22 protein-coding genes and 1 pseudogene are annotated in these 23,854 nt (G+C 61.9%); 11 read left to right on the top strand and 12 right to left on the bottom strand.

All coding sequences use genetic code 11. The annotated features are described in order from the left end of the window. Nucleotides 1-55: 55 nt before the first annotated feature. Together Q8K09_RS21220 and Q8K09_RS03685 are read right to left on the bottom strand one after the other, a co-directional pair. Nucleotides 56-832: pseudogene (locus Q8K09_RS21220) on the bottom strand (MCP four helix bundle domain-containing protein); the annotation flags it as partial. A 241-nt stretch (nt 833-1,073) separates the two neighbouring features. Then, complete coding sequence (locus Q8K09_RS03685) at nt 1,074-2,054, bottom strand: zinc ABC transporter substrate-binding protein (protein WP_305253675.1); 981 nt, start codon at nt 2,052-2,054, stop codon at nt 1,074-1,076. A 67-nt stretch (nt 2,055-2,121) separates the two neighbouring features. Between Q8K09_RS03685 and Q8K09_RS03680 the strand changes: the two genes are divergently transcribed. From Q8K09_RS03680 to Q8K09_RS03650, 7 genes are all read left to right on the top strand, one after another. Next, on the top strand, nt 2,122-2,607 hold the full coding sequence (locus tag Q8K09_RS03680) for a Fur family transcriptional regulator (protein ID WP_305253674.1): 486 nt from the start codon (nt 2,122-2,124) through the stop codon (nt 2,605-2,607). Further along, entirely contained in the window at nt 2,604-3,410 is an 807-nt protein-coding gene (znuC, locus tag Q8K09_RS03675; RefSeq protein ID WP_305253673.1) for a zinc ABC transporter ATP-binding protein ZnuC, read from the top strand. The genes Q8K09_RS03680 and znuC overlap by 4 nt, the downstream gene beginning before the upstream one ends. Further along, nucleotides 3,403-4,191, top strand: coding sequence for a zinc ABC transporter permease subunit ZnuB (gene znuB / locus Q8K09_RS03670; RefSeq protein WP_305253672.1), 789 nt, complete (start codon nt 3,403-3,405; stop codon nt 4,189-4,191). Before znuC ends, znuB begins: the two co-directional genes overlap by 8 nt. Nucleotides 4,192-4,378: 187 nt before the next feature. Further along, a complete protein-coding gene (locus Q8K09_RS03665) occupies nt 4,379-5,212 on the top strand; it encodes a hypothetical protein (protein WP_305253671.1) in 834 nt (277 codons plus the stop codon). Between the two features lie 172 nt (nt 5,213-5,384). Next, the gene (locus tag Q8K09_RS03660) at nt 5,385-6,392 is read left to right on the top strand and encodes a methionine ABC transporter ATP-binding protein (RefSeq protein WP_305253670.1); all 1,008 of its coding nucleotides are present in this window, start codon (nt 5,385-5,387) and stop codon (nt 6,390-6,392) included. Further along, the gene (locus Q8K09_RS03655) at nt 6,392-7,069 is read left to right on the top strand and encodes a methionine ABC transporter permease (protein ID WP_305253669.1); all 678 of its coding nucleotides are present in this window, start codon (nt 6,392-6,394) and stop codon (nt 7,067-7,069) included. Before Q8K09_RS03660 ends, Q8K09_RS03655 begins: the two co-directional genes overlap by 1 nt. Before the next feature lie 144 nt (nt 7,070-7,213). Further along, complete coding sequence (locus tag Q8K09_RS03650; protein WP_305253668.1) at nt 7,214-7,990, top strand: MetQ/NlpA family ABC transporter substrate-binding protein; 777 nt, start codon at nt 7,214-7,216, stop codon at nt 7,988-7,990. Between the two features lie 267 nt (nt 7,991-8,257). On the opposite strand, the gene Q8K09_RS03645 is transcribed toward Q8K09_RS03650, so the two are convergent. Beyond that, nucleotides 8,258-9,115, bottom strand: a complete 858-nt coding sequence (locus Q8K09_RS03645) for a LysR substrate-binding domain-containing protein (RefSeq protein WP_305253667.1) — start codon at nt 9,113-9,115, stop codon at nt 8,258-8,260. Between the two features lie 110 nt (nt 9,116-9,225). On the opposite strand from Q8K09_RS03645, the gene Q8K09_RS03640 reads away from it, so the two are divergent. Continuing rightward, on the top strand, nt 9,226-9,651 hold the full coding sequence (locus Q8K09_RS03640; RefSeq protein ID WP_305253666.1) for a VOC family protein: 426 nt from the start codon (nt 9,226-9,228) through the stop codon (nt 9,649-9,651). Between the two features lie 418 nt (nt 9,652-10,069). Here Q8K09_RS03640 and betA read toward each other — a convergent pair whose 3' ends face one another. The 3 genes from betA to betI form a co-directional block, all read right to left on the bottom strand. Beyond that, nucleotides 10,070-11,755, bottom strand: coding sequence for a choline dehydrogenase (gene betA / locus Q8K09_RS03635; protein ID WP_305253665.1), 1,686 nt, complete (start codon nt 11,753-11,755; stop codon nt 10,070-10,072). A 152-nt stretch (nt 11,756-11,907) separates the two neighbouring features. Beyond that, nucleotides 11,908-13,380 (bottom strand): betaine-aldehyde dehydrogenase, encoded by a 1,473-nt coding sequence (gene betB / locus Q8K09_RS03630; protein WP_305253664.1) that lies wholly within the window; start codon nt 13,378-13,380, stop codon nt 11,908-11,910. A 410-nt stretch (nt 13,381-13,790) separates the two neighbouring features. After that, nucleotides 13,791-14,381 carry a transcriptional regulator BetI gene (betI, locus tag Q8K09_RS03625; RefSeq protein WP_305253663.1) on the bottom strand — a complete coding sequence of 197 codons (591 nt, stop codon included), beginning with the start codon at nt 14,379-14,381 and terminating at the stop codon, nt 13,791-13,793. A gap of 207 nt (nt 14,382-14,588) precedes the next feature. Here betI and Q8K09_RS03620 point away from each other — a divergent pair, with 207 nt between their 5' ends. Beyond that, nucleotides 14,589-14,777: a CopG family transcriptional regulator gene (locus Q8K09_RS03620; RefSeq protein ID WP_305253662.1), complete on the top strand. Its 189-nt coding sequence runs from the start codon at nt 14,589-14,591 to the stop codon at nt 14,775-14,777. 22 nt (nt 14,778-14,799) lie between these two features. Here Q8K09_RS03620 and Q8K09_RS03615 read toward each other — a convergent pair whose 3' ends face one another. Beyond that, nucleotides 14,800-16,455 (bottom strand): SulP family inorganic anion transporter, encoded by a 1,656-nt coding sequence (locus Q8K09_RS03615; protein WP_305253661.1) that lies wholly within the window; start codon nt 16,453-16,455, stop codon nt 14,800-14,802. Nucleotides 16,456-16,568: 113 nt separating this feature from the next. Between Q8K09_RS03615 and Q8K09_RS03610 the strand changes: the two genes are divergently transcribed. Continuing rightward, a complete protein-coding gene (locus Q8K09_RS03610; protein WP_305253693.1) occupies nt 16,569-16,799 on the top strand; it encodes a hypothetical protein in 231 nt (76 codons plus the stop codon). 139 nt (nt 16,800-16,938) lie between these two features. Here Q8K09_RS03610 and Q8K09_RS03605 read toward each other — a convergent pair whose 3' ends face one another. The 5 genes from Q8K09_RS03605 to choX all read right to left on the bottom strand — a co-directional run bounded on the left by Q8K09_RS03605 (nt 16,939) and on the right by choX (nt 22,581). Further along, a complete protein-coding gene (locus Q8K09_RS03605) occupies nt 16,939-17,796 on the bottom strand; it encodes a glycine betaine ABC transporter substrate-binding protein (RefSeq protein ID WP_305253660.1) in 858 nt (285 codons plus the stop codon). Between the two features lie 144 nt (nt 17,797-17,940). Continuing rightward, entirely contained in the window at nt 17,941-18,885 is a 945-nt protein-coding gene (locus tag Q8K09_RS03600; protein WP_305253659.1) for a choline ABC transporter substrate-binding protein, read from the bottom strand. A 36-nt stretch (nt 18,886-18,921) separates the two neighbouring features. Next, complete coding sequence (locus tag Q8K09_RS03595) at nt 18,922-19,803, bottom strand: proline/glycine betaine ABC transporter permease (RefSeq protein WP_305253658.1); 882 nt, start codon at nt 19,801-19,803, stop codon at nt 18,922-18,924. Nucleotide 19,804: 1 nt separating this feature from the next. Next, nucleotides 19,805-21,001, bottom strand: coding sequence for a glycine betaine/L-proline ABC transporter ATP-binding protein (locus Q8K09_RS03590; protein ID WP_305253657.1), 1,197 nt, complete (start codon nt 20,999-21,001; stop codon nt 19,805-19,807). 641 nt (nt 21,002-21,642) lie between these two features. Next, nucleotides 21,643-22,581, bottom strand: a complete 939-nt coding sequence (gene choX / locus Q8K09_RS03585; RefSeq protein ID WP_305253656.1) for a choline ABC transporter substrate-binding protein — start codon at nt 22,579-22,581, stop codon at nt 21,643-21,645. Between the two features lie 442 nt (nt 22,582-23,023). Here choX and Q8K09_RS03580 point away from each other — a divergent pair. After that, a partial coding sequence (locus Q8K09_RS03580; RefSeq protein WP_305253655.1) for a serine dehydratase beta chain occupies nt 23,024-23,854 on the top strand: 831 nt, incomplete at its 3' end.

The following is a 23,854-nucleotide window of genomic DNA, read 5'->3' as shown; positions in this document are numbered from 1 at the left end:
CATCGACTTCTCCGGTAACCCGGCCGACCTCGGCAATCAGCGGCTGCAGCTTGTCGAGGAAACGGTTGAACGCTTTACCAAGCTGGCCCAGTTCGTCAGCCGAGTGGGCGTCCATGCGTGCCCGCAGGTCGCCGTCACCTTCGGCAATCTGCTCGACGCGATGGAGCAGCTGCAGCATTGGGCGAAGCACCACGAGCGGCAGGGCAATAACCAGCAGCACGCAACCGAGCAGGGCGATCAGCAGAATGCTGCCTTGTTGCACGTTCGCGGCAGCGCCATCGTCTATCGCTGCCTGGCCTTCGCTAAGCGATGCCAGGTCTTCCATTTCGCCAAGCTTGTCGATGACATCGCGCATAGCTTCGAACTGACGTTCGCTGTCGCCAAAGCTCAGGTCGCTGGCCGCTTTTGGGTTGCTCTCGGCTTGTTCGATGACTCGCCGCGAGACCTGCGTCCACTGCGCAAAGCCATTATTGAACTGACTGACCAGGGCCAGTGCCTCGGCACCTGGCTGCATCGCGGCATAGCGCTGAACGCGATCCTGAACTTGCTGCAGATTTTCCGCGTGACTGGCCCGCAGTGCTTGGGCGTGGCTGCCCGCGTTGCTGTCGAGCAAGCTGCGCTCGGCAACAAAGGCCTGATAGAGATCACGATCAGCATTGAGTAGCAGGCTGATGGCCGGCAGGTAGCGTTTGGTCAGCTGAGTGCTGGACTCCGTTACCTGGTTGATGCCGCGCATGCCTGACCAGCCCATCAGCACCAGCAACAACGCCAGGAAGCCGATAGGTAGGGTGATTTTCCAGCGAAAGCCGAGGTCGGCGAAGAAACGCAACATGGTATCTCTCCTTGAGGGATTGTCTTGGCTATCGGCAGATATGCCCTCAGCGAAAGACCATTAGTCGAAATCTTTATAGAGCAGCGATGGTGGTACAGCTACGGTTTTGCCTATGCACGGGTGTTGATAGGCATTGCCTGCTTATTGTTATGGCATGCGCGAGCATGTCGGCCAAGCATGGCTCAACCTGCGCATGACTTCCAGCGTTGTCACGCGCGCAGCATTGACGGCCTGCGAGGCCTTATAAAGCGCTCAAACAGTCGACCAAGCCATTGGCCAGGTTATCCAGCAAGGCCTCGTAGCCGTTGCCATCTACAGCCAGGATCGCGCCCATGGTATCGAGCTCAGCCAAAGTTACCGGCAGACCGGCGGTCAGGGTCTCGGCCAGGCGTGGGACCATCGGCGGTTCGCTGAATACACAGCTCGGCCCGGCCTTCTCTAAACGGGTGCGCATGGCGGCCACATGCCGGGCGCCGGGCTGCACCTCGCTGGCCACGCTAAATACGCCGGCGTGCTTGAGCCCGTAGGCCGCCTCGAAGTAGTCATAGGCCTCGTGGAAGACAAAGTAGGGTTTGCCGGCCAGGCCACTCAGGCGGGTTTTCAGGCGTTGGTCGAGGGCCTCAAGGCTTTCGCCAAAGGCGTTAGCATTGGCCTGATAGCGCGGTGCGTTGGCCGGGTCGGCGCTGGCCAGGTCGGCGGCCATTTTCGCGGCTATTACTTGGGCGTTGGCTGGCAGCAACCACAAATGGGCATCCAGGCTGCCGGGGCGATGATTGTGATCGTGCTGGTCGGCGGCCCCCTGGTCAGGCGCGTTGTGCGCCTTATGATCATCGTGGCCCAAGTCATGGTCATCATGGCCTTCGTGCGCGGCATGGCTGTCGCCGAAGTGACGCAGGTGCATGCCGGGCAGGTCCTGCACCGCGACGTTGGGTTGGCTACGCCCGGCCAGTACCCGCGGCAGGAAGCTTTCCAGGTCCGGGCCAACCCAGTACAGCAGCGTCACTTCGCGTACCCGCCGCACATCGGAGGGGCGTAGCGCGTAGTGGTGCGGCGAGGCGCCTGGCGGCAGCAGCACTTCGGGGCTGCCGACACCGTCCTGCACGGCCGCGGCAATCAGCTGCAAGGGTTTGATGCTGGTCAGCACGCGCACCTCGGCGAGTGCGGCAGGGCTGGTGAGGAAAATGGCGCAGAGCAGGCTGACAGCAGAAAAAAGACGCAACACGGAGGACACTCAGGCTGGAAGGAACGGGTAATATAATAACGTCTCCCGCCCTTGCCGTCCTCGCCCAATGACTCAGCCACCGCTCGCCTCACGTCCCCACGACCATTCCCATTGTGTCAGCCATGCCCTGGCCGAGGCCGAAGGCATCTGCACGCAGCAGGGGCTGCGCCTGACTGCCCTGCGCAAACGCGTGCTGGAGCTGGTCTGGCAGAGCCACAAGCCGTTGGGGGCTTACGACATCCTCGCCGTGTTAAGCGAGCAGGATGGCCGCCGCGCCGCACCGCCGACCGTTTATCGGGCGCTGGATTTTCTTCTGGAAAACGGCCTGGTGCACCGCATCGCCTCGCTCAACGCCTTTGTCGGCTGCAGTCACCCGACGCACGCCCACCAGGGCCAGTTCCTGATTTGCCGCAGCTGCCATGCGGCCATCGAGCTGGAGTATGCCGCGATCAGTGACGCGATCGTCAGTGGCGCGCAGAGCGTCGGTTTTGTGGTCGAAGGGCAGACCGTGGAAGTAGTTGGTCTCTGCGCGGGTTGCCAGGAGGCCGCATGAGCGATGCGTTGATTCGCCTTGAGGGGATTGGTGTCAGCTTCCGCGGCCAGAGCGTGTTGCAGGATGTGCAACTGAGCGTCAAGCCCGGCGAGATCGTCACCCTTATCGGTCCCAATGGCGCCGGCAAAACCACCCTGGTGCGCGCCGTACTCGGCCTGCTCAAGCCCGATAGCGGCAGTGTCTGGCGTAAGCCGAAGCTGCGCATCGGCTATATGCCGCAGAAACTGCATGTCGATGCCACCCTGCCGCTCAGTGTGCTGCGCTTTCTGCGTCTGGTGCCCGGTGTTGATCGTGCCAGCGCTCAGGCGGCGCTGGCCGAAGTCGGCGCCAGCCAGGTGATCGACAGTCCTTTGCAGAGTATTTCCGGCGGCGAGCTGCAGCGGGTGCTGCTGGCCCGGGCGCTGTTGCGCGAGCCGCAGCTGCTGGTGCTCGACGAGCCGGTGCAGGGCGTCGATGTCAGCGGCCAGGCCGAGCTGTACCGCCTTATCACCCAGTTGCGCGACCGCCATGGTTGCGGCGTATTGATGGTGTCCCATGACCTGCACCTGGTGATGAGCACCACCGACCAAGTGGTCTGCCTCAATCGGCATGTCTGCTGTTCCGGTCACCCGGAGCAGGTCAGCTTTGACCCGGCGTTCGTCGAGCTGTTCGGCCAGGACGCCCAGAGCCTGGCGATCTATCACCACCGCCACGACCATGAGCACGACCTGCATGGCGCCGTGGTCAACCAACCGAGCGCCGGCCTGAATATCAAAGGCCCGCTGCAACCCCATGTACACGGAGATGGCTGCAAGCATGGCTGATTTTCTGCTCAACGCCCTGCTTGCCGGCCTGGCCCTGGCCATTGTCGCCGGTCCGCTCGGCTCTTTCGTGGTCTGGCGGCGCATGGCTTATTTCGGCGACACCCTGTCGCATGCCGCGCTGCTCGGCGTCGCCCTCGGCCTGATGCTCGATGTGAGTCCGACCTTGGCGGTGACGGTCGGCTGCGTGCTGCTGGCGGTGCTGCTGGTGACCCTGCAGACCCGCCAGCCGCTGGCTTCGGACACCCTGCTCGGGATTCTTGCCCATAGCACTCTGTCCTTGGGTCTGGTCGTCTTGAGCTTTATGAAAGATGTGCGGATTGACCTGATGGGCTACCTGTTCGGCGACCTGCTGGCCGTCGGCCCCAGCGACCTGGCCTGGATTCTTGGCGGCAGCGCCCTGGTGCTGGTGCTGTTGACGCTGCTCTGGCGTCCGCTGCTGGCGATCACCGTGCACGAGGAGCTGGCACGGGTGGAAGGCTTGCCGGTGGCGGCGATCCGCCTGAGCCTGATGCTGCTGATCGCCGTGGTGATCGCCGTGGCGATGAAGATCGTTGGCGTGCTGCTGATCACCTCCTTGCTGATCATTCCCGCCGCCGCCGCCCAGCGCCACGCGCGCACCCCGGAGCAGATGGCCCTGGGCGCCAGCCTGCTGGGCATCGTTGCGGTGTGCGGTGGCCTCAGCCTGTCGTGGTTCCAGGACACCCCGGCCGGACCCTCGATAGTGGTCTCGGCGGCCAGCCTGTTCCTGCTCAGCTTCGCCCTGCCGCGGCGCACGGCGTAAGGCTCAGGCTACGGGAGCCGTGTAGGGCAATGAATCGGGGCGCGTAGCTGATGCCTTTTTCATCCACCATCGCGATTGGTGGATGGATAGAGCGTCATCCACCCTATACAGTCGCAGCAAGGTTTGGTTGCGCTCGGCTGGGCGGTGTAGAATTGGCCGTTTTTTGCCCAACATGAGACTCGCAGAAATGATCTCGTACGCCTCACGTTGTCTTTCCATCCTCGCTATTTCGCTGCTGTTGGCCGCGTGCCAGAGCGCGCCGCAAGGACCAGGCCCGATCACCGACGAGCTGCTCGGTGACTTTCGCCTGCTCGAGCAAAGCCTGGCCGAAGACCAGTTGAGCGCAGCCGAAAGCCAGCTCAAATCCCTAAACGTGCGCGCCAGCGGCGACGCTCGCCTTGAGGTGTATCAGCGTCAGCTGGCCGAAGCCTATCTGCGCCAAGGCCAAGCAGCCCTGCAGGTCGGTGACCTGGAGCGTGCGGCCAAGGCCCTCGGCCGGGCGCGTATGTTGATGCCGCAGGCGCCCGCATTGACCACCGGGCTGGGTGGCGCGATTGCCAAGGTTCGACAAACCGAGCTGGATGCGGCGGACCTTGCGAGCAGCGCCGCCGAACAGGCTGCGGCCCAAGCCCAGGCGGCGCGGGGTGAGCAGGCGCGCCAATTGCGCCAGGCCGCCGAGCGGCAGGCCGCTGCACTCAGGGCGATCCAGTTGCCCGAAGAGGCCCCCGTGCCGCACGCCCAACTGATCGATCCGGCTGCGTCCAGCAGTGCGATTGCCTTGCCGATGCTCGATAGCCGGGACAACCAGGGGCTGTACCGGCTGCTCGATGCGGTCGCTGCGGATGTGGTCACCTTCCGCTGCACAGTGGCTATCCAGGTTCGTCAGGCCGGCGACTATCTGTGGCTCGCACCGTTGCTCAAGGCGCGGATCGAGCGTCTCGACCCGGACTTCAGCCCGGTCATGAGCCAGGTAATCGAACCCGACCAGGCACCGCAACTGCTGCTGAGCCCGCAGCCTTAGACCAGGCAGCTGCCCGTGGCAATGACCTGTACTCGCGGTTGGTGCCGCTCTGGCTCATGCTTTTTAGCTATAACCATAGGCCCACAAAGATTTTTGCGGCCTAAAGCGTGCCGGGTAGACTAGGCGCCTTTGTGCCCACCCGGCCGTTTTACAAACCCAAAAGGTTTAATGCGTGATCAACTTTCATCAGGTTCACAAGGCGTATCGCGTCAGTGGCCAGGATATCCCCGCCTTGCAGCCGAGCGACCTGCAGATCGCCCGTGGCGAAGTGTTCGGCATCATCGGTCATTCCGGTGCCGGCAAGAGCACCCTGCTGCGCCTGATCAATCGTCTGGAAGAACCCTCGGGCGGGCGCATCGAGATCGATGGTGAAGACGTCACCGCGCTGGATGCAGCTGGCCTGCGGCGCTTCCGTCAGCGGGTCGGGATGATCTTCCAGCATTTCAACCTGCTGTCGTCGAAGACCGTCGCCGCCAACGTCGCCCTGCCGCTGAAACTGGCTGGGGTATTGTCGCGCAGCGCCATGCAGGCGCGGGTCGCCGAACTGCTGGCGCGGGTCGGTCTCAGCGAGCACGCCAACAAATACCCGGCGCAGCTGTCCGGCGGCCAGAAGCAGCGCGTCGGCATCGCCCGCGCCCTGGCTACCGAGCCGAAGATTCTGCTGTGCGACGAGGCCACCAGCGCTCTCGACCCGCAGACCACCGCCTCGGTGTTGCAACTGCTGGCGCAGATCAACCGCGAACTGAACCTGACCATTGTGCTGATCACCCATGAAATGGACGTGATTCGCCGGGTCTGCGACCGCGTGGCGGTGATGGATGCCGGCGTGATCGTCGAGATGGGCTCGGTGGCCGATGTCTTTCTGCATCCGCAGCACGCCACCACCAAGCGCTTCGTCCAAGAAACCGAGCAGGTCGACGAAGGCGCGCGGCATGACGACTTCGCCCATGTGGCCGGCAGCATCCTGCGCCTGACCTTTCAGGGGCAGGCCACTTACGCGCCGCTGCTCGGCACCGTGGCGCGTGAAACCGGGGTGGATTACAGCATCCTCGCCGGGCGCATCGATCACATCAAAGACACCCCCTACGGCCAGTTGACCCTGGCCCTGACTGGCGGCGACCTGAATGCCGCGCTAGCGCGCTTCGCTGCCGCCGACGTGCACATGGAGGTGCTGCGCTGATGGAGGCTCTTCTGACCCGCCTGTTACCCAATGTCGATTGGGCGGAAATCGGCTACGCCAGCCTCGACACCCTGAGCATGCTCGGTGGCTCGCTGCTGTTTACCGTGATCCTCGGTTTACCGCTGGGCGTGCTGCTGTTCCTCACCAGCCCACGGCAGATGTTCGAGCAGAAAGCGCTGTACAGCGTGCTATCGCTGCTGGTGAACATCCTGCGTTCGGTGCCCTTCGTCATCCTGCTGATCGTGATGATTCCCTTCACGGTGCTGGTCACCGGCACCTCGCTGGGTGTGGCCGGGGCCATCCCGCCGCTGGTGGTGGGGGCCACGCCGTTCTTCGCCCGCCTGGTGGAAACCGCATTGCGCGAAGTCGATCGTGGGATCATCGAGGCGACCCAGGCGATGGGGGCGAGCACCCGCCAGATCGTGGTCAACGCCCTGCTGCCTGAAGCGTTGCCGGGCATCTTTGCGGCGGTGACGGTGACCGCCATCACTCTGGTGTCCTACACCGCCATGTCCGGCCTGATCGGCGGCGGCGGGCTTGGCGATCTGGCGGTGCGCTATGGCTACCAGCGCTACCAGCCCGACGTGATGCTGGTCACCGTGGTGCTGCTGCTGGTGCTGGTACAGATTCTGCAGACCGCCGGCGACAAGCTGGTGGTGCATTTCTCCAGAAAATAAACGGTTTGTTGTAGGAGCCAGCTTGCTGGCGATCAGCCTTGGCAAGGATCGCCGGCGTGCCGGACCACAACAAGCTGGCTCCTACGTCCTGTTGTATAGCGGCTATCCGCCGAACCCCGTATCCATCCCACAAGGAGCTTCATGATGAAAAAATTGCTGACTGCCATCGCTGTCGTCGCTGCGTTTTCCAGCGCTGCCCAGGCTGAATCCCTGAGCGTGGCGGCCACCGCCGTGCCGCACGCGGAAATCCTCGAGTTCGTCAAACCGACCTTGGCCAAAGACGGCGTCGAGTTGGAGATCAAGGTCTTCACCGACTACGTGCAGCCTAACGTGCAGGTCGCCGAGAAGCGCCTGGACGCCAACTTCTTCCAGCACCAGCCGTACCTCGATGAGTTCAACAAGAGCCGCGGCACCGAGCTGAGCAGCGTCGCCGGCGTGCATGTCGAACCCTTCGGTGCCTACTCGAGCACGATCAAGGACCTCAAGGACCTGCCGCAAGGCGCCAACGTGGTCATCCCCAACGACGCCACCAACGGCGGCCGTGCCCTGTTGCTGCTGCAAAAGGCCGGCGTGATCACCCTGAAGGACGCGAGCAACATCCTCGCCACGCCGAAAGACATCGCCGAGAACCCGAAAGCGATCAAGGTGCGGGAACTGGAAGCCGCGACCCTGCCGCGTGTACTGACCCAGGTCGACCTGGCGCTGATCAACACCAACTACGCTCTGGAAGCCAAGCTCAACCCGACCGCGGATGCGCTGATCATCGAAGGCAGCGACTCGCCCTACGTAAACATCCTGGTCGCCCGCCCGGACAACAAGGACAGCGCTGCCATGCAGAAACTGGCCAAGGCGCTGAACAGCCCTGAAGTCAAAGCCTTTATCCTAGAGAAATACCAGGGCGCAGTCGTGCCGGCGTTCTAAGCTGTCGCTTCTCCGCTAGTCACATGAGCCCGCTCCCGCAGCGGGCTTTTTCTTGGCTATGTCCCCATCCTCTGTTGCGCTCAGGCATCGGCGCCCAGGTTTAGGGGGCTGGCTTCGTAGGGTGCGCCGCGCGCACCAACACCAGCGCCGCCACAGACGCCTGGTGCGCACAGCGCACCCTACCGATTGCGGCCGCTGCAAGTAGTGTCATGCTTCCCCGGGCGCCCCATGCAACACGTAATGGGTACATAGCCTTTTTCTTGCCGCTTAGGTCTCCAGCAGGCATTCCAGCAGACAATCCAGCGCCGGCTGGCGTTGCGCCCGGCGCAGCACCGCGATCAGTTCGCGGTGGAAGGTCAGTTCGCCCAGTTCGAGCACCCGCAGCTGGGTCGGCCGCTGCAGCCACAAGCCGGCGCGGGGGATCAGCGAGACGCCGAGGCCGCACTCGACCATGCGCACGATGGCCTCCAGCTCGTCCAACTCCAGTGCCTCATGCACGCTCAGGTGCTGTTCGCGGAGGAACTGGCTCACCAGCCGCCCGCCGAAGGAGCGCCGGTCGTAACGCACGAATGGCTGTTCGGCGAGGATTTGCAACGGCTCATCGCCCGCAACGCTCAGTGGCGTGATCAGCACGAAGGGTTCACGCGCCAGGCTGATCTGCAGCAGCTCCTTGGGTAGCTCGAAGGGTGGTTTGATCAGCAATGCCAGGTCCAGTTCGCCGGCATCCACCTGGCTCAGCAGGTTGAGTGAAACGCCGGGCACCAGCTTCAATTCGACCCGCGGGGCCAGTACCCGAAAGCGCGGCAAGGCTTCTGGTAGCAAGCCGGTCTGCACGCTGGCGATGGCGCCGACCTTCAGCTCGCCGCGCCACTCGGCCGCCGTGGTCGGTTGGGCCATCTGCGCATAGAGCGCGAGCATCTGCTCGGCCAAAGGCAGGGCATGCCGCCCGGCGCCATTGAGCACGGCGGCGCGGCCGCTGCGGTCGAACAGGCGCACCCCCAGACCGTTTTCCAGCACGCGCATCTGCGCACTGACCGCCGACTGGGTCAGGCCGACCTGCTGGCCAGCAGCGGCGAAGGTGCCGTGGCGGGCAACCATCAGGAAGGTTCTCAACTCGCGCAACATGGCCGCCTCGACTGATCAATATTGTTTGTGCTTGCGAGCAAGGATATTCGCTTTTAATCAGTATCGCTGTTGCTGAGAATCGGTGAACACTCAGCACAAGGAACCACCGCATGGCACTCGCACCTTTTCACCTGGCCATTCCCGTCCACGACCTGGCCGCCGCCCGGCACTTCTATGCGCAGGTATTTGGCTGTGCCGAGGGTCGCAGCAGCGAGCATTGGGTGGACTTCGACTTCTTCGGCCATCAGTTGGTGATCCACCAGGCGCCGCAGATGGACTATCAAAAAGCTGCACACAGCAACCCGGTGGACGGCCATGAAGTGCCGGTGCCGCATTTCGGTGTGGTGCTCGGCTGGGATGACTGGCAGCAACTGGCCGAGCGCTTGCAGGCCAGAAATACCCACTTCGTCATCGAGCCCTACGTGCGCTTCGCCGGCCAGGTCGGCGAGCAGGCGACGATGTTCCTCCTCGACCCCTGCGGCAATGCCCTGGAGTTCAAGGCGTTCAAGGATATCGACCAGTTGTTTGCCAAGTAGTCTGCCTCCCACGCCTGCCGCCAGTAGGGTGCGCCGTACGCACCAAGAGTCTGGCCTGCGCGGCCCCGCGCCCACTCACACCTAGGCGCGGCGGGACGCTGGGTTATTGGTCGCGACGGATTCCTGTTGACCCAGCTTCGCGGGCAAGCCCGCTCTTACAAGAGCCACGGGTCTCGACAAGCCAGCGCAGGCATCACCATTGAAAAGGCTATGTACCCGTTATGTGTTGCATGCAGCAATGCCCTGTAGGAGCCAGCTTGCTGGCGATGCTGTTGCATGGGATTGCTGGCCCGGATCGCCAGCAAGCTGGCTCCTACAGACGCGCCTGCCTTTTTACTGGTCATCTCTCCTGGGGTGCTGCCAGCGCAAGTCGTGCAACATGCAACTGGTACATAGCCATTGAAAACCGCTCAGCCGCTCAGCCGCGCTGCGGGGTGTGGCGCACTGGCGCACTGCCTGCTACGTAGTAGGGCGCGGTGCTGCGCGGCAGTGGCGTGCGTCCGCGGATTTTGTCGGCGATCTTTTCGGCCATCATGATGGTCGGCGCGTTGAGGTTGCCGGTGGTGATCAGCGGCATGATCGACGCGTCAACCACTCGCAGCCCTTCGATGCCATGCACCCGGCCCTGGCCGTCGACCACTGCCATGGCGTCCTCGCCCATCTTGCAGGAGCAGGACGGGTGGAAGGCGGTTTCCGCATGATCGCGGACGAAGGCATCCAGTTCGGCGTCGCTCTGCACGTCGGCACCGGGGCTGAGTTCGCGGCCACGGAACGGGTCGAGCGCCGACTGGTTCATGATTTCGCGGGTGATGCGGATGCCGTCGCGGAACTCACGCCAGTCCTGGGGGCTGCTCATGTAGTTGAACAGGATGCTCGGGTGTTGGCGCGGGTCTTTCGATTTGGCCTGGACGCGCCCGCGACTTGGCGAGCGCATAGAGCCGACGTGGGCCTGAAAACCGTGTTCCTTGACCGCGTTACTGCCGTTGTAATTAATCGCTACCGGCAGGAAGTGGTACTGGATGTTTGGCCACTCGAACTCGGCGCTGGAGCGAATGAAGCCGCCGGCCTCGAACTGGTTGCTGGCACCGGTGCCCTTGCCGAGCAGTAGCCATTTGGCGCCGATCGGTGGCTGGTTCCACCATTGCAGCGCCGGGTACAGCGACACCGGCTCCTTGCAGGCGTATTGCAGGTACATCTCCAAGTGATCCTGGAGGTTCTCGCCAACGCCGGGCAATTCGTGCACCAGCGGAATGTCCAGATCGCTTAGCAGGGCGGCCGGGCCGACCCCGGAGCGCTGGAGAATCTGCGGCGAGGCAATGGCGCCACTGCACAGCAGCACTTCGCGCCGCGCATTGACGGTGGTCGGATTGTTGCTGTCGCCGTGCAGGTAGTCGACGCCGATGGCGCGTTTGCCGCTGAACAAAATGCGCTCGGTCAAGGCATGGGTGACGATGGTCAGGTTCGGCCGGCCTTTGGCTTGGTCCAGATAGCCGCGCGCGGTGCTGGAGCGTCGACCCTGCGGGGTCACGGTACGATCCATCGGCCCGAAGCCTTCTTGCTGGTAACCATTCAAGTCGTCAGTGCGCGGGTAACCGGCCTGCACACCGGCTTCGACCATGGCGTGGAACAGTGGATTGTTGCCGGCTTTCGGCGTACCCACGCTGACCGGACCGTCGCCGCCGTGGTAGGCATTGGCGCCACTGTCGCGGGTTTCGGCTTTCCTGAAATACGGCAGGCAGTCCAGGTAGGACCAATCTTCAAGCCCCGGTTGTTTTGCCCAGCCGTCATAGTCGAGGGCATTGCCGCGGATGTAGCACATGCCGTTGATCAGCGATGAGCCGCCCAGGCCCTTGCCACGCCCGCACTCCATGCGGCGGTTGTTCATGAAGGGTTCCGGCTCGGTTTCGTAGGCCCAGTTGTAGCGCCGACCTTGCAATGGGAAGGCCAGAGCGGCGGGCATCTGGGTGCGGAAATCCAGGCGATAGTCGGGGCCGCCAGCTTCCAGCAGCAGCACGCTGACGTCCTTGTCTTCAGTCAGGCGGGTAGCCAGCACGTTGCCGGCCGAGCCGGCGCCGATGATGATGTAGTCGAATTCTTGGGGCATAAGAGCTCCTGTAGCCCGGATCCAGTCCGGGGGAAATACGATGACTGCTCCCGGATTGGATCCGGGCTACGGGGCGCAAAGAATGGGCGGTGTACCGCCATGCCCGCGAAGCGCAAGCGCGGCCAAGGCCCCTCCTACAGTTACGTCGAGGGTCAGAACACCGAGGCGTAGCCGCCGAGTTCGACCTGCACCGACTTGATGCGGGTGTAGTGCTCCAGGGTGCTCAGACCGTTCTCGCGACCGACGCCGGACTGCTTGTAGCCGCCCACCGGCATTTCTGCCGGCGACTCACCCCAGGTGTTGATCCAGCAGATACCGGCTTCCAGCTGGTGGATGACCCGGTGCGCGCGTGCCAGGTCGCGCGTCACCACGCCGGCCGCGAGGCCGTAGTCGGTGTCGTTGGCACGGCGGATCACTTCTTCTTCCGTGTCGTAGACCAGGATGCTCATCACCGGGCCGAAGATTTCTTCGCGGACGATGGTCATCCCGTCCGTGCAGTCGGTAAATACGGTCGGTGCCACGTAGGCGCCCTTGGCGTAGTCGCCCTCGGTCACTCGCTCGCCACCGATCAGCAGGCGCGCACCTTCGCTACGGCCTTTTTCGATGTAACCGAGCACGCTTTCCAGGTGGGCGAAGCTGACCAGTGGGCCGAAGTTGGTGGCCTCAATCTGCGGATCACCCAGGCGGATGCGTTTGACTCGCTCCAGTATCTTGCTCTCGAAGCGCGCCTGCAGCATGCGTGGCACGAACACCCGGGTGCCGTTGGTGCAGACCTGGCCGGAGCTGTAGAAGTTGGCCATCATCGCGATGTCGGCGGCGCGGTCGAGGTCTGCATCTTCGAAGATGATCAGCGGCGACTTGCCGCCCAGCTCCATGGTCACTTCCTTGAGCGAGGAGCTGGAGGCGCTGGCCATGACCTTCTTGCCGGTGACGGTGCCGCCGGTGAAGGAGATTTTCTCGATACCTGGGTGCTCGGTCAGCCACTGGCCGACTTCGCGACCGCTGCCGGTGAGCACGTTGAACACGCCGTCCGGCAGGCCGGCTTCGCTGTAGATCTCGGCCAGCTTGAGGGTGGTCAGCGAGGTGACTTCGCTGGGCTTGAAAATCATCGCGTTGCCGGCGGCCAGGGCCGGTGCGGATTTCCACAGGGCGATCTGAATCGGGTAGTTCCACGCGCCAATACCGGCGACCACACCCAGCGGCTCGCGGCGGGTATAGACGAACGCGCTCTCGCGCAGGGGGATCTGCTGGCCTTCGATGGCGGGCACCAGGCCTGCGTAATACTCCAGCACATCGGCACCGGTGACGATGTCGACGAAGCGCGTTTCCGACAGTGGCTTGCCGGTGTCGAGGGTTTCCAGTTCAGCCAGCTCATCGTTGCGCTCGCGCAGGATGTCCACTGCTTTGCGCAGGATGCGCGAGCGCTGCATAGCAGTCATCGCCGCCCAGACTTTCTGTCCGGCGGTCGCGCTGGCGACGGCACGTTCGACGTCTTCCTGGCTGGCGCGCTGGACGTTGGCGAGCACTTCACCATTGGCCGGGTTGATGCTTTCGAAGGTGGCGCCGCTGGTCGAATCGACATAGCGGCCGCCGATGTAGAGCTTCTGTTCGTCGAATCGGGCCATGGGGAGAGTCCTCTCTTGTCTGTTGTCTTCGCAAGGCTGGCGGCGGCTTCAGTACGGCCTTGGCCAGATGGGTCGGCGGGTGCGGATGTCGCGCGCAGCGACAATGTCCCGGCCGGAAAGAGTGGCATTCAGCCTACGTTATTTTTATTGAACGATCAATCAACAAAGATAGCCGGGAGCGACTCACGCTGGCCTGGATACGACAAGCCGCGTGCAGGAGCCGCCGCCTGGCCCGTAGGCTGCGCCGGGGTTCGAAGTTATTGCGTGGGTTATTGATGGTGCGCGCGGCGCACCCTACACGTGATACGACAAGTCGCGTACAGGAGCCGCCCGGCCCGTAGGGTGCGCCGTGCGCACCGGGGTTTGAGGCCGGGACGCGGGTTGTGAATGGCGCTATCGACGTGGCGTGTTCAGCCTGCCTTGCGCAGTTGCTGGTCCAGGTAGTCGTAGGCGATCTGGATGGCCTGTTGGGTATCGAAGCTGCCGCCGGACAGCGCGCCGCGCAGCCACAGGCCATCGATCAGGGCGGCCAGGCCGCGCGAGGCGGCGCGGGCCTGCTGCGCGGGGAGGACACGGCGGAACTGGCAGCACAGGTTTGAATCCAGGCGGTGGTCGTTGACCCGCTGCAAGCGGCGCAAGCATGGCTGATGCATGCTGCTGGCCCAGAACGCTAGCCAGGTCTTGATCGCCGGACCATTGACCTGGCTGTCGTCGAAATTGCCGTCGATCATCGCCCGTAGATGGGCGCGTGGGCTGTTGTCCTTGAGCGCCGCCCGGCGTGCGCGCACTGCCGTGTTGAGGGCCAGCATCAGGTGGCGCATGGTGGCGTCGAGCAGGCCGTTCTTGTCCTTGAAGTAGTGACTGATGATGCCGTTGGACACCCCTGCCAGGCGAGCAATGTAGGCGATGCTGGCATCGCCCATGCCGACCTGATCGACGGCTTCGAGGGTGGCCGCAATCAATTGCGAGCGGCGGATCGGTTGCATTCCGACCTTGGGCATCGGTGTCTCCGTGGATTCAGGGCGGTCCGTGGGGGCGGCAGTCTAGGCCGGTTTTTATTGAACGATCAATCACATATCCAGCGTGCCGGGCGAGGTATTGGTCGTAGCAGCTCTTGCCACGGGCCTGACAACCCTTCTGCGCCGTGACAGCGCCCGACTAGGCTATTACAATTTGATTAACATCAAAACTGAATGGTTGGCAATTTTATGGAAAACAAGACAGCGCGCCTCACCGTATTGATCGATCCGGTCAAGAAAAAGGCATTTGAGGAACTGTGCGCCGGGCAGGACCTGACGCCTTCCCAGGTTGTGCGCCAATTGATTCGCGATTACCTCGAAACCCACGGTGCGACCTACGACACCCAGAGCAAGCGCGGCCCTGTCGCCAAGTCATGAGCCGCCGAGTCGCCCGCCAGCGTTAGCCTGGCGCGTGCTCGCGCTCCTTGTGGGCGTTCAGCGCGGCGTTGAAGCCCGCGTGGTAATTATCCGCGCCGATCTGCAGCAGGATGCCCGCCTTGTCCAGCTTGGTCAGCACCCTGCTGTTGGCCTCGCAGAGTTTCACCACGATCTTGCGTTTGAGCAGTTGCTGGATGACTTCCTCCAGCGTTTGCAAGCCGGTAATGTCCATGAAGGGCACGCGGTTCAGACGAATCACCAGTATCTGCGGGTCGGTATGGGTCTGAGCCAGCGCGCGCTCGAAGTTCTCTGCCGCGGCAAAGAACAGCGGTCCTTCGATCGTGTACACCATCAGGCCTGGCGGCAGGTGGGCATGGCCGCCAAGCCGTAACTCCGCTTCCAGCTCCTGCTCGACTACCTGTTGCACGCCCACCGAGGCGGCCATGCGCCGCATGAAATGCAGCATCGCCAGGATCACTCCGATATTCACTGCCACTACCAGGTCGCTGAACACCGTGAGGCCGAAGGTGATCAACAGGATTGCCACGTCCGCCCGTGGCGCGCGCAGCACCATGCGCTTGAAGTGGCGCACCTCGCTCATGTTGTAGGCAACCACAAACAGAATCGCCGCCAGCGCGCACAGCGGGATGTCGGAAGCCAGCGGAGCCAGGAACAGGATGATCAGCAGCAGGGTGGCCGCGTGCATGATCCCGGCTAGCGGGCTGCTGCCACCGTTACGGATATTGGTCGCGGTGCGGGCAATCGCACCAGTCACGGCAAAACCGCCGAACAAGGGCGTGGCCATGTTGGCGATGCCTTGGCCAATCAACTCCTGGTTGGAATTATGCTTGGTGCCCGTCATGCCATCGGCTACTACCGCCGACAGCAACGACTCGATGGCGCCGAGCATGGCAATCGCAAAGGCCGGACCGATCAACTCGATAACCCGCGGCAGGCTGACGTCAGGCAGGCCAAATTCGGGTAAGCCCTGGGGGATGCCGCCAAAGGCGCTGCCGATGGTGGCCACGCCATCGAACTGAAACAGCGCCTGGGTCAACGTGACCACCAGCATGGCTACCAGCGGCCCGGGTACGCGTTTTAGCCCCGGCAGCTTTGGCGAGAACAAAACCAAACCCAGGCTGAGCAGGGCCAGCAGCGTGGTAGCCGGGTGCAGGTCCGGCAGCACCTGGAGTAAATTCCAGACCTTCTCGTGGAAATGTTCGCCGCCGACCTTGGGCAGACCGAAGAAGTCCTTCCACTGGCCGACCCATATGATCACCCCGATCCCGGCGGTGAAGCCGACGATCACCGGTGCCGGAATGAACTTGATCACCGTTCCCAGCCGGGTAATCCCCAGTAACAGCAGTATGACGCCGGCCATCATCGTGGCGATCTGCAAGCCGTCGATGCCGTACTCGGCGGTGATGCTCGCTAGAATCACGATGAACGCGCCGGTCGGTCCGGCGATTTGCACGCGACTGCCGCCAAACAGCGATACCAGCACGCCGCCAATGATCGCCGTATAGATGCCTTGTTCGGGCTTGACCCCCGAGGCGATGGCAAAGGCCATGGCCAGCGGCAGTGCGACTATGCCGACGATTACCCCGGCGACCAGGTTGTTCAGCCAGTGCTTGCGCCCCAGCAAACCGGCATTCCACGCTTCACGTAGCGCAATCATGGTGAGCTCCTCGGTCTGTGTATGTGCGTGATATTATCATGTGGTGATAATAAAGCGCTTCTTCGACACTAAGTGCACAGGCGTGCGTGAGCACCAACAAGCGGGTGACCGAGATGAACCGTAACGACGTTAAAAGCAAACATGCCGAGGGCGTCACCTTTGACACCCACGTGATAGCCAACCCGACCAACCTCAAGGAGTGGATCGTGTTTTTCAAAAAAGACGCAGGGAGAAGCTACTTTCTGGTCGATGAGAACGAGGAGGTCGAATCATTCGTCCAGCTGGATGACCTGGTCGACGAGTTGCGCGAACTGGGCATCAAGAACGCAGAGGTCCATTTGTAACTGCCGGCCTTGCCTCGCGTTCGAGGATGGGCGCAGAGCGCTGTGCCGCGCCGTCTGATTGCACGGTTGCGGTTAAGCACAGATACCAGAAAGCAGAAAGCGGGCCGAAGCCCGCTTTCTGCTAGTGCGCTAGTCGTGCTTATTTCAACCAGCCTGCCACGAGTTCAGGGTTTGCTGCGACCCAGTCCTTGGCAGCCTGTTCTGGCTTGGCGCCTTCGCTGACGGCCAGCATCACCGCGCCTACGTCTTCAGGGCCCCAAGAGAATTTCTTGAGGAAGGCTGCGGCCTCTGGAGCTTTGGCTTCCATACCCATGCTGACGACGGTGTCGATGTGCTCAGCTGCACCGAAGACATTCTGTGGATCTTCCAGGAAGCGCAGTTTCCACTTGGCGAACATCCAATGTGGAATCCAGCCCGGGACTACGATGGCTTCCTGCTTCTTCTCGGCGCGACCCAAGGCGATAGCCATGGCTGGGCCGGAACTTGGCATGAGCTTGTAGTCCAGTTTGTATTTCTCAATGGCTTCTTCGGTGCGGCGCATGACGCCAGCGCCAGCGTCGATGCCGGTGATCTTGCCGCCAAATTCCGTGGTGTATTTGTTCAGGTCTTCGATGCTCTTGGCTTCGACGTAATCTGGAACCACCAAGCCGATTTTCGCGTCAGCATAGTTGGTGCCAAGGATCACCACCTTGTCTTTCATCTTCTCGTAGTATTCGCCGTGGGTGGCAGGTAGCCAGGCGGAGAGGGTGATGTCGAGATCGCCGCGGGCCACGCCTTGCCACATGATGGCCGGCTCAACCGCTTTCAGATCGACCTTGTAGCCGAGGTTGCTCTTGAGAATTTCGCTGGCGACATGGGTGGCGGCGACGCTGTCGTCCCAACCGTTGACGAAGCCGATGGTCAGGGTGGGCTTGTCCGCAGCCATGGCAGTTGACATGCCCAGCGCGAGTGCAGCAACGCCAAGGCTTTTCAGGCAGAAGGTGGAAAGGTTACGCATAGATTTAGTGCTCCATCAGTGAGAGTTTCAGTTCAACTGTGTTGCTCGTTCGTGCGCAGTGCAGGTGTTGCGCTGGCCGGTTAGCCGATGCCAGGTGTTCGTACCTCTAGTCGGCTGGCGCGAACGCCAGCCGGGCCAGCGGGTTTACAGTCCGACGTGCTTCTTCACGGCGGCGATGCCGTCCTGACCGTCGAAGGTGGTGACGCCAGCCAGCCACTTGTCGAGCATCTGTGGGTTGGCCTTGATCCAGTTTTTCGCGACTGTGGCCGGGTCTTCTTTCTCCAGCACTTTTTCCATCAACTGGCTTTCGATCTCGACGCTGAACTGCAGGTTGTTGAGCAGTTTGCCCATGTTGGCGCAGCGCGCTTCGTAGTCCGGCGGTACCACGGTGTAGACCTTGGCCGCGCCGTAGTCCGGGCCGAAGATGTCATCGCCACCGTCCAGGTAGGTGATGTCGAACTGGGTGTTCATTGGGTGCGGTGCCCAGCCGAGGAAGATGACCGGCTTGTTCTTCCTGACTGCACGCTGCACCTGTACCAGCATCCCGGCTTCGCTGGACTCGACCATGCGGAAACTGCCCATGCCGAACTGGTCTTCTTTGATCATTTTATCGATCAGCAGATTGCCGTCGTTACCCGGCTCGATGCCGTAGATTTTGCCGTCGAGTTCCTTCTTGAACTTGGCGATGTCCTGGAAGCTTTTCAGGCCGGCTTCAGCCAGGTAGGTCGGTACGGCGAGGGTGTATTTGGCACCCTCCAGATTTGCGGTTGGCAGCACTTTGACCCCGCCATCCTTGGTGAACGGCTCGATCACCGCGTCCATCGAGGGTGCCCAGTAGCCAAGGAATACATCGATCTGACCCTTTTGCACGCCGGTGAAGGCGATCGGTACCGAGGCCATGATCTTGCGGGGCTGGTAGCCCAGGCCTTCGCTCAGGGTCATGGCCACGCCGGTGGTGGCGGCGATGTCGGCCCAGCCGATTTCGGCGAAACGCACCTGTTTGCAGCTTTCAGGTTCCTGGGCCCAGGCGCTTTGCAGCAGCGTGCAAGACAGTAGGCCAACGCCAGCGATGGTTTTCAGCTTGATCATGTATGAATCCCTCTATGAACGGATAGGGTGAAAGTCTTACTGGCGCTGCAATTTCGCGCTTACCCAGCTGATCAGGGTGCCGCGTTTTTCACTTTGCTTGGTGCCGAAGCTTTCGGTAATGCGGTCGAGAATGATCGCCAGCAGTACCACGGCCATGCCGCTTTCGAAGCCTAGACCGATATCCAGACGCTGGATGCTCGCGAGTACATCGTTGCCCAGGCCGCCGGCGCCGACCATCGAGGCAATGATCACCATCGACAAGGCCATCATGATGGTCTGGTTTACCCCGGCCATGATCGACGGCATCGCGCTAGGCAGTTGCACCTTGAGCAGCAGTTGGGTCTTGCTGCAACCGAAGGATTGGCCTGCCTCGACGATTTCCTTGTTGACCTGGCGGATGCCCAGACTGGTCAGGCGCACCGCGGGTGGCATGGCGAAAATCACTGTTGCGATGATCCCTGGCACTCGACCGAGGCCAAACAGCATGGCCGCCGGAATCAGGTAGACGAATGCCGGCATGGTCTGCATGAAGTCGAGAATGGGGCGGATAATCATCGCCACTCGCTCGCTCTTGGCCGCCCAGATGCCCAAGGGGATACCCATCAAGAGACTGATCAGTGTCGCTGAGAAGGTCAGGCCGAGGGTTACCACGGTCTGCTCCCAGAAGCCGGTAAGGACAATCAGGATGAATGAAACTGCGGTGAAGGCGGCAAAGCGCGCGCCGATACGCCAGAGGCCGAGGCCGACGAAGATCGCAATCAGCAGCCACGCCGGCGGCAGCATGAGGATGGCCTCGATGCCTTCGGAAAACGAGCTGACCACGCCGCCAATGCTGTCGAAGCCTTCGCTGTAGTTGTCCAGCAGGTGCTCAACACCGTCGTTGACCCAGGTGCCCAGGTCGAGTTTCTTGTCACTCATATCATTCTCCCTGCATGCGGGTCAGCAGGCGACCCTTGCTAATGGCGCCAGAGTATTGGCCGTTGGCACCGACAACCGGGATTGGCCCTTCGTTGTCTACCAGGCGCTCAATGACCTTATCCAGCGGCATGTCTTCCGGCACAGGGGTGATGTGCTTGACCACGCTTTGGTCGAGCTTGCATGACTGACCGCCTTCGACCAGCAGGGCGATTTTCTCCAGGCTGATTGAACCGTAGAAACGGTTGTTCTCATCGACAATGAAGGCGTAATGCTTGTCCAGTTCCTGCAGCTTTTGCGAGACCACCTGGGCGTCCGGGGCAACGCCGTTGTGCACGAAGATCGGTACGCTATTGGCCATTAGCTGGCCGGCGGTGAGGTAGCGGTTGGTGTCGACGGTGTCGAAGAAGTTGCGCACATAGTCACTGGCCGGGTTGTCGACCAGCTCTTGTGGGGTGCCAACCTGTACCAGCTTGCCGCCTTCCATGATGGCGATACGGTTGCCGATACGCATGGCCTCTTCGATGTCGTGGGAGACGAAGATGATGGTGCGCCGGTGTACTTTCTGCAGCTCGAGCAGTAAGTCCTGCATTTCGCGGCGCTTGAGCGGGTCGAGGGCGGAAAACGCCTCGTCCATGATCATCATCGAGGGGTCGACGGCCAAGGCGCGGGCCAAGCCGACGCGCTGCTGCATGCCGCCGGAGAGTTCGTGGGGGTGCATCTGGGCAAATGTATCCAGGCCCACCTCCTTGAGTACCGCCATGGCCCGGGCTTCCCGTTCCTTGCGGCTTACGCCGGCTACTTCCAGGCCGAAAGCCGCATTGTCCAGGACGGTGCGCGAAGGCATCAGGGCGAAGGACTGGAACACCATGCTCATATCACGGCGTCGCAGGCTGATCAGCTCCGCGTTGGACATCTTGGCCACGTTGTGGCCGTCGATGAACACATCGCCGTCCGAGGGCTCGATCAGCCGGTTGATCAAACGGATCAGAGTAGATTTGCCTGAGCCGGAAAGGCCCATGAGGACGAAGATCTCGCCTTCTTCGACGCTGAATGACACGTCGCTAACGCCGATCACCGCGCCGGTTTCGGCGAGGACTTTATCCTTGCTCCAGCCTTGCTTACTCTGGGCGATGGCTTCTTGCGGTTTGTTGCCAAAAACCTTGTAGAGGTTTTTGACGACGATTTTTCCAGACTGCATGGGTGTTCCCCTTCAGTAGACATCCAGATCAGCTACATGGAACCCGCCGCGCGCCATCGGGGCGTTCGTCAGGTGATGCCGACTGTACTTGCCTGTAGGTATGTGCATGGTTTCGAGTGCTGGAAATGCATTTGCCGGGCTGCCGACAGCCGCCCGTAACACACACCCACAACCTCGTGGGTCATGGACGTTGCTAAGGCCAACTGCTGAGTGATCTTTGCCGTACTGCAAACTGCTTTTCTAGCTCTCTGGCAGCGTTAAGAAGCCCAATCCTTGGGAGTTCACACCTCGAACCGAGGTGCGCGTACATCCGAAATTTTCTTGTTGGGCTGGCGCTCAAAAATGCTGCCAGCGCTTATATGTTCTTCGGTCCAGAGCGGTGGGGCTCCGGTCTGCCATCTCCCCTGGAGGTGGCAGCGACGAAATCGGCTGACTCAACGATATAGGCTTAAAGTCCTGGCAATTGTCGGTTTGCGACGTTGACGTATTGGGCGACGACATGACGCTGGCCTTAAAAACCATAACAGAGTTTTTTAGCCCTTGGCCAAGGCTGAAGCCCGCGCCAGCCGTGGTTTTCAGCTATTGACAAGAGTGTAGCCGCCGTATGCCGGGGGCTGTGGCGCAATGAAAAAAAATGAAATTCAGAGCGTTTTTTTGCTGTCAAAGGTCGAATGCGCCACGCTGCCGTCGCGGTGGGTGACGCCTTTCAGCCATTGCTCAAGCGCCTGTGGGTTTGCTTGGAGCCAGGCTTTGGCTTCGCGGCGGCGGTTGGTGCTTTGGTTGAGAATTGCGCCCATCAGGTGGTTTTCCATCTCCAAACTGAAGCGCAGATTGCGCAGCAGTTGGCCGACGTTCGGGCACTGCTCGGTATAGCCCTTGCGCACGCTGGTATACACCGTGGCGCCGCCATAATTGGGCCCGAAGTAATCGTCGCCGCCACCCAGGTAGTGCATCTGTACCTGATTGTTCATCGGGTGCGGTTCCCAGCCGAGAAACACCACCCACTGCTTGAGGTGTTCGGCGCGTTTGACCTGGGCCAGCATGCTCGACTCACTGGACTCCACCAGGCTGAAGTTGGCCAGGCCGAAGGCATTGCTATCGATCATCTGCTGAATCAGCTTGTTGCCGTCGTTGCCTGGTTCTATTCCGTAGATTTTGCCGCCAATTTCGCTTCTAAACTTCGCAATATCGGCGAAGTTAATCAGTCCGCCGTCGTGCGCCGCCTGGTTCACCGCGAGGGTGTATTTGGCCCCTTCCAGGTTGGCGATCACGGTTTCCACCGCCCCGCTGTCCAGGTACGGCCTGATGTGGGCCTCCGAGGTCGGCATCCAGGTACCGAGGAACACGTCGATCTTTTGCTCCTGCAGGGCTTTGTAGGTGTCCGGCACCGACAGGCGTTTGACCTGGGTGCGGTAGCCCAGTTCGTTGAGTACCAGGCGGGTGACTGCAGTGGTGACGGTGATGTCGGTCCAGCCGACGTCGGCGAAGCGCACCAGGTCGCAGGCGGCGGGCTCTACAGCCTGGGCCAACAGAGGGGTGCTCAGAGCCAGTGCCAGCAGGCAGTTCTGAGGAAATTTCATCGGCTTATCCTTTCGCGGGTGGCGGATCCCCTCGGGGCTCTGGCCATGAACCTGGCTATATGGCCGGCGCATGGGCGTCGGATCATTGCGCCGGGGCCTGGTCGCTGCCTATGCGCCGGGTCGCGAACAGAACATTGCTGTCGCATTTCATCGCTGGAAATGTGCAGGAGGGGGCGGCACGTCTTCGGCGCCGCGCCGTCGCGCAGCAAGCTGGCGCAACGAAGGCGTCGTTAATTTTTAATTTATACATATAAAACAAGGGGTTATTTTTTTGGTGAGCGCTTGCTGACGACCCATAACCGCAGTGCAGGCGCAATCGACGGTCTCCATTCGGCGCCTCAATGAGCGCCTGACGGCTTTGGATACGAACGCGTCGGTGTGGGACGCCTGTGCTTTGCGCAAATCCCGATGATGTCTCCTGGAATACGTGCAGGAGATTGTTGTGGCTATCAGTGTGTTCGACTTGTTCAAAATCGGTATCGGGCCTTCCAGTTCGCATACCGTCGGCCCGATGCGCGCCGCGGCGTTGTTCCTCGGCACGCTGCGTGAGCGGCGCCTGCTGGAGCGGGTACAGCGCGTGGAAGTGCGCCTGTATGGCTCGTTGTCTGCCACCGGCATCGGTCACGGCAGCGACACAGCGGTGGTCATGGGGCTGATGGGCGACTGGCCAGATCAGATCGACCCGGCGCAGATCGCGCCACGCATCGCGGCGTTACGCGACAGCGGCCAACTGTTGCTCGACGGCAACCTGCCGGTGGCCTTCGACTGGGCGCGCGACATGTTGCTGCTCGATGAGAACCTGCCCTATCACCCTAATGCCATGACCCTCACGGCCTTCGCGGCCGACGGCAGCGAGCTGAGTAGCGGCACCTATTATTCGGTCGGCGGCGGTTTCGTGGTCGATGCCGAACAGGCCGCCACCGGCCAACTGGACCAGGATCACACCCAGTTGCCTTACGACTTTTCCAGTGGTGACGAACTGCTGCGCCTGTGCAAGGAGCATGGGCTGCGTGTGTCCGAACTGATGATGGCCAACGAGAAGGCCTGGCGCAGCGAGGCGGAAATCCGCAGCGGCCTGATGCGCCTGTGGCAGGCCATGCGCGACTGCGTCGAGCAGGGCCTTGCGCACGAAGGCATCCTGCCCGGCGGGCTCAACGTCAAGCGCCGTGCGGCCAAGCTGCACCGCAGCCTGCAGGAGATGAGCAAGCCCAACGTGATCGGCTCGACCCTCAGCGGCATGGAATGGGTCAACCTGTTCGCTTTGGCGGTCAAC

The sequence above is a fragment of the Pseudomonas sp. genome, from assembly GCF_030683065.1.
GTDB lineage: Bacteria > Pseudomonadota > Gammaproteobacteria > Pseudomonadales > Pseudomonadaceae > Aquipseudomonas.
Note: the sequence above shows the minus strand (reverse complement) of the source record. Positions and strands in the feature narration are given on the sequence as shown.